Source organism: Streptomyces sp. NPDC057939 (assembly GCF_042887545.1).
Classification (GTDB): domain Bacteria; phylum Actinomycetota; class Actinomycetes; order Streptomycetales; family Streptomycetaceae; genus Streptomyces.
The window spans coordinates 106,350-114,206 of record NZ_JBHVPG010000027.1 but is presented as its reverse complement, the minus strand read 5'-3'; the positions used below and the strand labels follow the sequence as shown (position 1 = coordinate 114,206).

Below are 7,857 nucleotides of genomic sequence, written 5' to 3'. Positions count from 1 at the left end.
GGAGACCCGGACAGGGCGCCATAAATCATGCCCGTCCCGGACGACACCCCACCCCGGCACCGACCCCGCCCCACCCCCAGCCACCGGCACCGGCACCGGCACCGGCACCGGCACCGGCACCGGCACCGGCCGAAGCCCGGCCCCACCCGCAGCCCCGGACCGGACGAAGCACCCGCCCCGCACCGGCCGAAGCACCGACCCCGCCCCCGACCGGCCAGGTCAAGGGCGGCCCTGGAGTTTCGCCGACGACGTCCGCGTCGGCGGCAGTTCCCCGTACAGCAGTCGGCCCGGGCATTCCGTCGCGAAGCCGTCGCGGTGGCCCGAGATGACGTTCAGCTTGACGTTGCTGCCCTTCTTGTACAGGTTGCCGCCGCCCGACTTCAGGGTGGCCTTGGCCCGCGGGTCCACCCCGAACAGGCCCAGCTTCCACGCCGTGAGCTGTGCGACCGCGTTGACGGCGGCCGCGGGCGGGGCCGTCGTCGAGTAGGAGCCGATCACCGCGATGCCCATGCTGTCCGTGTTGAAGCCCATGGTGTGCGCGCCGAGGACGGCCTTGGCGACCCCGCCCGCCCGTCCCTCGTAGACGGTCCCGCACTTGTCGACGGCGAAGTTGTAGCCGACGTCCCGCCAGCCGCTGCTGACCACGTGGTAGCGGTACAGGCTGCGCAGCACCGCGGGGGCGTCCTTGCAGGCGTAGTTGTTGCCGGAGGCGCTGTGGTGGACGAAGGCGGCCTTGACGGTGTTCGTGTAGACGAAGCCCTTCTCGCGCAGGCTCTCGTCGGCGCCCCAGCCCTGTCGGGTGACGATGCGCGGGCGCGGCCCGATGTAGGGGGCGGCCTTCCCGATGGTGCCCTCCCCGGCGAGGATCGCGTCGGCGGTGGAGTCGGCCTTGTCGAGGGCGACGATCTCGTGGGCGCCGAGCGGGGCGTGCGGGAGGTTGGCGGAGGAGGATTCCGTCATCTCCATGGTCATGCCGGGCAGGGCGCCCACCTGGCCCTTGTCGTCCTCGACGGGACGGCCCCCGACCCCGCCGGGCATGCCGTTCTTGCCGTCGACGACCGTGGGCGGCCGGTCCGCCCCGGGGTCGACGAGTTCGATGCGCATGCCGGAGGGAAGGCGGCGGGACGCCGCCCGGGTCCCCGCCCCACCGGCCTCCGCGCCGGCCTCCGCCTGGACCCGTACCTCCACGCCGTCGGACGGTCCGACCCACAGGGGTGCGGTGCTGCCGCGGACGCGGCCGGATCCGCGTTCCGCCGTGTCGGGGTCGGCGGCGTGTTCGCTGTTGTGGGTCTCCACGTCCTGCCAGTCGGACCAGGAGGCCGTTTCGACGGAGCGGGTGCGGACCTGGACGACCCCGTGGAGCTGGGTGGCGGCGTCGTCCCAGACGATGCCGACCAGGGAGAACGTCTTGACCTCGGGTGCGTCGAGGCCCTGCGTTTCGGGCAGGTCCCGCGTTTCGGGGAGGCCGGGCGAGGCGCTCATGCCGGGGACGCCGGGGATCCGGCCGGCCGAGGGTCCCAGGGGGACGAGCGGCAGCGACTGGGTGGACCCGGCTGGGGTCTCGGGGACGACCGTGCCGGACTGAGCGGCCAGGGCCGGAGTGGTGAGGGCGAGCGGCAGGACCAGTGCGGCAGCCGTCGCGACGCCGATCGAGGAAGCAAGGAATCCACGCATGGAAGCGATGCTGAACTCAGTCACCACGAACCGCCATCGGAGAACTGACGATCCGTCCGATGGCGGCCGGGGCCGCCTCCCCTGGACGGCCGAGCCGTTGCCCTCCGTACGGGGGAAGGCCCCGCGTACGCTGGGGCGGGTGAACGCCACTGACCGCACCCCTGCCGACCTGCTGCGATCCGCTCTGGCCGCGGATCCGGGCCGCCCCCTCGTCACCTTCTACGACGACGCCACGGGCGAGCGCGTGGAATTGTCCGTCGCCACCTTCGCCAATTGGGTGGCCAAGACCGCCAATCTGCTCCAGGGCGACCTGGCCGCCGAGCCGGGCGACCGGCTCGCGCTGCTGCTGCCCGCGCACTGGCAGAGCGCCGTGTGGCTGCTCGCCTGCGCGTCGGTCGGCGTGGTCGTCGAGGTGGGCGGTGATCCGGCCGGCGCGGACCTCGTGGTGAGCGGGCCGGACACCCTGGAGGAGGCCCGCGCCTGCAAGGGCGAGCGGGTCGCGCTCGCGCTGCGCCCGCTGGGCGGGCGCTTCCCGCAGCCGCCCGCCGGGTTCGCGGACTACGCCGTGGAGGTGCCGGGGCAGGGCGACCGGTTCGCGCCGTTCGCCCCGGTCGACGCGGACGACCCCGGCCTGGTGGTCGGCGGCGAGGAGTTCTCGTACGCGGAGCTCGTCGCGCGGGCGCGCGCCGACGCGGCCGGGCGCGGGGACGGCTCACGGGTGCTGTCGGGGCTGGGCTACGACACCTGGGAGGGCCTGTCGGCGGGGCTCTTCGGGGCGCTGGCCACCGGCGGGTCCGTGGTGCTGTGCCGGAACCTGGACGCGCTGTCGGAGGCCGGGCTGGCGCAGCGGGTGGAGAGTGAGCGGGTCACGCACCGGGCCTGACCTGCCGGCGGGCCGGGGCGGGGTCCCTGACCCCCTCCCCCCAACCCATCTGCCCGACTTCACGCGATTTGTCACCCACATGGCCCTTGACGGCACCCTGCCCCCGGGCCGGTCCCGTCGCCCGGGGGGAGACTCGGCTCCAGGTCGTGCTCACCCGCACGGCCCGTTCTTCCACGGCGGCCGAGGGGACGGAACGCGAGTGACGGACCGCGCGGGCATACCTGACGGCGCCGGTCCGGCCGGGGGCCCTTCGAAGGCCCCGGCCGGCCGCAGGCGCCGGATGCTGCGCTGGATCGGCCTCGGCCTGGCCCTCCTCGTGCTCGCGGGCGCCGCGGTGGGGTGGTGGCTGTACGTCAAGCTGGACGGGAACATCACGGCGGACGCCTCGGCCGCCGCCGAGCTGGAGCGCTACGAGCGGGAGCGCCCGGCCCACCTCGGGACGGGCGCGCAGAACATCCTGCTGATCGGCTCGGACTCCCGCGCCGGCGCGGGAAACTCCGGCTACGGCCAGGACCGGGGCACCCAGCGCTCGGACACCACGATCCTGCTGCACCTTCCGAAGGACCGCAGGAGCGCGACGGCCGTGTCGATACCGAGGGACCTGATGACGGACGTCCCGAGCTGCCTGAAGCCCGACGGCACCCGCACCGGGGAGCGGTTCGTCCAATTCAACTGGGCCTTCGAGTGGGGCGGGGCCGCCTGCACGATCCGTACGGTGGAGAAGCTCACCGGGATCCGGATCGACCACCACATGGTGGTGGACTTCGGCGGGTTCAAGAGGATGGTCGACGCGGTCGGCGGGGTGGAGGTGTGCCTCAAGGAGCCGGTGGACGACGCGGAGGCGCGGCTGCGGCTCACGGCGGGGCGCCACCTGCTGCGGGGCGAGCAGGCCCTCGGCTTCGTCCGGGCCCGGCAGAGCCTGGGCAACGGCAGCGACACCCAACGGATGCAGCGTCAGCAGCAGTTCCTCGGCTCGCTCGTCAAGAAGGTGCAGGGCAACGGGGTCCTGCTGAACCCGGCCCGGCTGTATCCGGTGTTGGACGCGGCGACCTCCTCGGTGACCACGGACCCGGGGTTGGCCTCGCTGCGCGGGCTGTACGAACTCGTGCGGAGCGTAAGGGACATACCGACCGAGCAGGTCAAGTTCCTGACGGTGCCGCGCCGTCCGTACCCGAGCAACCCCAACCGGGACGAACTGGTCGAGCCGGACGCGCACCGGCTGTTCCGGCAACTGCGCGAGGACCGGCCGGTGACGGTCACCCCGCCCGATCCGGAGTCGGACCGGGAGGGTGCGCAGGACCTGCGGGAACGTGCGGACGCGCGCGCGGAGGACGAAAGCGCGGCCGAGGCGGACGGGAAAATCGGAACCGGCGCCACCCCCACGCCCGTCCCCACTTTCACGGGAACGACCGCAGGTCAGGCCGATTGCCGGTAAAGCAATCCAAAAAGCCGGCATCCGACCGCGCCGCATGGGGGTTTTGGGCCGTTATAAGGGGAGTGGATTTTGTCCCCGGCATGGTTTGGTGGCGACCCGGCCGGATAAGGTGAGCGATCCGGTGCACCGGCCGGCCAAGAGGCCGTGCACCAGCAGCCGGATCGTTGACCGCGTGCCTGGGGGGAGGCGCGTCGCGAAGCACCGACGGAGGATTCGAGCAACCGTGGATGCGCAAAGCCGTGGGCGGGCGGACGAGATCGACCCCGCAGACCAGTGGGTCCTCAATCCCCGCACTGGCAACTACGAACTGCAACTGGGCCATTCCCCTGCGCAGCCGCCCACCGTCGCGCCACCGCGCAGATCCCGCCGCAGAACCCCTGTCGCCCCCGAGGCTCCCTCCCCCGCCGTTCCCAAGCCCCGTCGGGGCGACGGACCGCCCGGAGGGCGGCGCGGCGGCGGACGCTCGCGCAAGGCCGGCGGCGCCTCGGACCGACGCCGCAAGCGCTTGGCGGTCACCGGCGGAACCCTGGCGTTCCTGCTGGTCGGCGGCGCGGCGGGGGCGTACCTGTACTTCGAGCACCTGAACAGCAACCTGAACGTCATCGACACGGGGCGCAAGGCGGGCAGCTTCAAGAAGGACCAGCCGATCAACATCCTGGTCATCGGCACCGACAAGCGCAGCGGCGCGGGCAACCAGGGCTACGGGGACACGGACAGCGTCGGCCACGCCGACACCACGATCCTGTTCCACGTGTCGAAGGACCGCTCCAACGCCACGGCGCTGTCCATCCCCCGCGACCTGATCACCGACATCCCGGCCTGCCCGACGAAGGTGGACGGGTCGACCAAGGACATCCCCGGCAGCAAGAACACCCGCTTCAACAACAGCCTGGGCCAGGAGGGGCGGGACCCGGGCTGCACGATGCGCACGGTCGAGGAGCTCACCGGCGTCCCCGTCGACAACTTCATGATGGTCGACTTCAACGCCGTGAAGAGCCTGAGCACCGCGGTCGGCGGGGTTCCGGTGTGCGTGGAGAAGGACGTCAAGGACGAGGCCTCCAAACTCGACCTGAAGGCCGGCGAGCACCGGCTGGAGGGCGAGCAGGCGCTGGCCTTCGTACGGACCCGGCACGCGTTCGGTCTGAAGAGCGACCTCGACCGGATCAAGACCCAGCAGCAGTTCCTGGGTTCGATGATGCGCGAGATGAAGTCCAAGGAGACCCTGACCAGTCCGAAGAAGTTCTTCTCGCTGGCCGAGGCCGCCACCAAGTCGCTGACCGTGGACCAGGGGCTCGGCTCCATCGGCAAGCTCACCGATCTGGCCGGCGAGTTGAAGGACATCGACCTCAAGAACGTCACCTTCACGACGCTTCCGGTGATCGACAACCCGAACGATCCCCCGAACCAGAACCTGACCGTCGTCGTCAACTCCGCCCAGGCCGATCCGCTGCTGGAGATGATCCGCGGCGACGTCTCGCTCACCGAGGTGGAGAAGCAGAAGGAGGCCGCCAAGGAGGCGGCCGACACCGAGGCGAAGAACAAGCAGGACGCACTGCTCCAGGGCAACCGCGCGCCCGCCGGGGACGTCCGCGTGGAGGTCTACAACGGCGGCGGGCCCTCGGGGTCCGCCTCCACCACCTTGACCTGGCTCCAGCAGAGCAAGGGCGTCTACCGGGCGAGCAACCACGGCAACGCCTCGGTCAAGCTCGGCAGCACCCAGCTGGAGTACGCCCCCAACCAGGCGGACCAGGCCCGGGCGCTGGCGGACATGATGGGCCTGTCCGCGTCCGCACTGAAGATCGGTACGACGGACGCCGCACCGAAGGCCCCGATGAAGTTGACGCTCGGCGCCGACTTCAAGGAGCCCGGCGCCCCGCTGAACCCGGCCGCGGCCACTCCGCAGGCGCCCGAGGGGCTCCAGCGGCTGGAGGCGGACAAGGCCGTCTGCGCGAAGTGACCGGTCGACCGACCGGTTCGGCGACGGCGCCGGACCGGGGCCGTCGCCGGGCCCCGACCGAACAGCGGCGCCCGCCGACGGCGCGCACAGGAAGACCGCCGAAAATAACGGGCGGTAGCCGGTAGGACCGGCACCACACCGACGACAGTGATCTTGAGGGGGGTACGCGTGAGGCACAGCAGCGTGCGGGGGGAGGGGGCGCCCGACCGGGCCGCCGGCGGCATATCCGGCGATGCGGAGGCAGCCGGCACGGTGCCCCCGCAGAGACGGGGTTCCGGCTCCGGGGCCGCGGGCGGCGGGGGGCCGGTGCGGCGGCGCAGACGCCGCACCCTGTTCTGGGTGGCGTCCGTCATGGCGTTCCTGATCCTGGGAACCTCCGCGGCCGGGTACCTCTACTACCGGCACCTCGACGGGAACATCCGCAGCGGCCAGCGCCTGAGCGGCGACAGCAGCGTCGAGAAGTCCCGCGCCAACGCCAAGGGCCAGCGCCCGCTGAACATCCTGCTGCTCGGCTCCGACAGCCGGAACAAGCCGGAGAACCTGGAGCTCGGCGGCAGCCACGACAGCGTCGGGGCGCCGCCCCTCGCGGACGTGCAGATGCTGCTCCATGTGTCGGCCGACCGGGAGAACGCCTCCGTGGTGAGCATCCCGCGCGACACCCGGGTCGAGATACCCGAGTGCACGGACCCGAAGACCGGCGAGAAGTTCAAGAAGACCACCGCGATGATCAACGAGACCCTCGGTCGCGGGGGCCCCGGCTGCACCCTGGCCACGTGGGAGAAGCTGACCAACGTCTACATCGACCACTGGATGACGATCGACTTCACCGGCGTGGTGCAGATGGCGGACGCGATAGGCGGGGTCCCGGTCTGCGTCAAGGACAACGTCTGGGACCGTGCGCTCGGCACCGACGGCGGCGGCTCCGGCCTCAAGCTCCCCGCCGGCACCACCAAGGTCAAGGGCGAGCAGGCCCTCCAATGGCTGCGCACCCGCCACGCCTTCAGCAGCGACCTGGGCCGGGCCCAGGCCCAGCACATGTACATGAACTCGATGATGCGCGAGCTCAAGGGCCAGAACGCCTTCACCGACGTCGGCCGGATCACGGCCCTGGCCGAGGCGGGCACCAAGGCGCTGGAGGTCTCCGAGGAGATCGGGTCGGTCAAGAAGCTCTTCAACCTGACCATGGAGCTCAAGCACGTACCGACCAACCGCATCACCATGACGACGATGCCGACCTTCCCGGACCCGCGGGACCAGAACCGGCTCGTGGTCAACACGGCGGACGCCGAGAAGATGTGGACGATGCTCCGCAAGGACATCGCCTTCGACAAGAACGGCGCACCGAAGGCCCCCGAAGCCTCCCCGAGCCCGCAGCCGTCCGCGGGCTCCCCGCAGCCCGCCGCGAGCGCCTCGCAGCCCGGGACGCCCGTCCAGGACCAGTCCAAGGCGCCCGTCACCGCCAACGACAAGATCGCCGTCCACGTGGTCAACGGCACCGCGGCCGGAATGCCGTTGGCGCCCCAGCGGGCGAGCGCCGTCACGGAGGCCCTGGTCGCGAAGGGCTTCACCTCGGCCCGCGCGGACAGCGCGCTGACCCCCGAGAAGACCACCGTCGTGCGCTACCCGACCGCGGACCTCGCCGACGAGGCGCAGAGCGTCGCGGCCGCGCTGGGCATCCCGGCGACGGCGGCGCAGCAGTCGGCGCAGGTCTCCCGCATCACGCTGATCGTGGGCGCCGACTGGCGCGAGGGCTCCGCGTACCCGCAACAGGCGCCGCCCGAGGCCGGTTCGGTACCGGACACGGCCGACGCCCTCAACGGCTCCGACAGCGGGGCCTGCATGGAGGTCTACAAGCCGTACCGCTGGTAGGTCCGGCGGTCGGTGACCCAAAGGGGTGACCCCGTCCCG

The 7,857-nt window shown here is 71.9% G+C and carries 5 protein-coding genes; 4 read left to right on the top strand and 1 reads right to left on the bottom strand.

Features of this window, described 5'->3' with window-relative positions:
* Positions 1 to 219: 219 nt before the first annotated feature.
* Positions 220 to 1,674: a peptidoglycan recognition protein gene (locus ACFVS6_RS26480; protein WP_389707527.1), complete on the bottom strand. Its 1,455-nt coding sequence runs from the start codon at positions 1,672 to 1,674 to the stop codon at positions 220 to 222.
* 139 nt (positions 1,675 to 1,813) lie between these two features.
* On the opposite strand from ACFVS6_RS26480, the gene ACFVS6_RS26475 reads away from it, so the two are divergent.
* From ACFVS6_RS26475 to ACFVS6_RS26460, 4 genes are all read left to right on the top strand, one after another.
* On the top strand, positions 1,814 to 2,557 hold the full coding sequence (locus tag ACFVS6_RS26475; protein WP_389707525.1) for a TIGR03089 family protein: 744 nt from the start codon (positions 1,814 to 1,816) through the stop codon (positions 2,555 to 2,557).
* 199 nt (positions 2,558 to 2,756) lie between these two features.
* Complete coding sequence (locus ACFVS6_RS26470) at positions 2,757 to 3,992, top strand: LCP family protein (RefSeq protein WP_389707523.1); 1,236 nt, start codon at positions 2,757 to 2,759, stop codon at positions 3,990 to 3,992.
* Between the two features lie 223 nt (positions 3,993 to 4,215).
* The gene (locus ACFVS6_RS26465) at positions 4,216 to 5,949 is read left to right on the top strand and encodes an LCP family protein (RefSeq protein WP_389707521.1); all 1,734 of its coding nucleotides are present in this window, start codon (positions 4,216 to 4,218) and stop codon (positions 5,947 to 5,949) included.
* 168 nt (positions 5,950 to 6,117) lie between these two features.
* Complete coding sequence (locus ACFVS6_RS26460) at positions 6,118 to 7,818, top strand: LCP family protein (RefSeq protein ID WP_389707519.1); 1,701 nt, start codon at positions 6,118 to 6,120, stop codon at positions 7,816 to 7,818.
* The last annotated feature ends 39 nt before the right edge of the window (positions 7,819 to 7,857 follow it).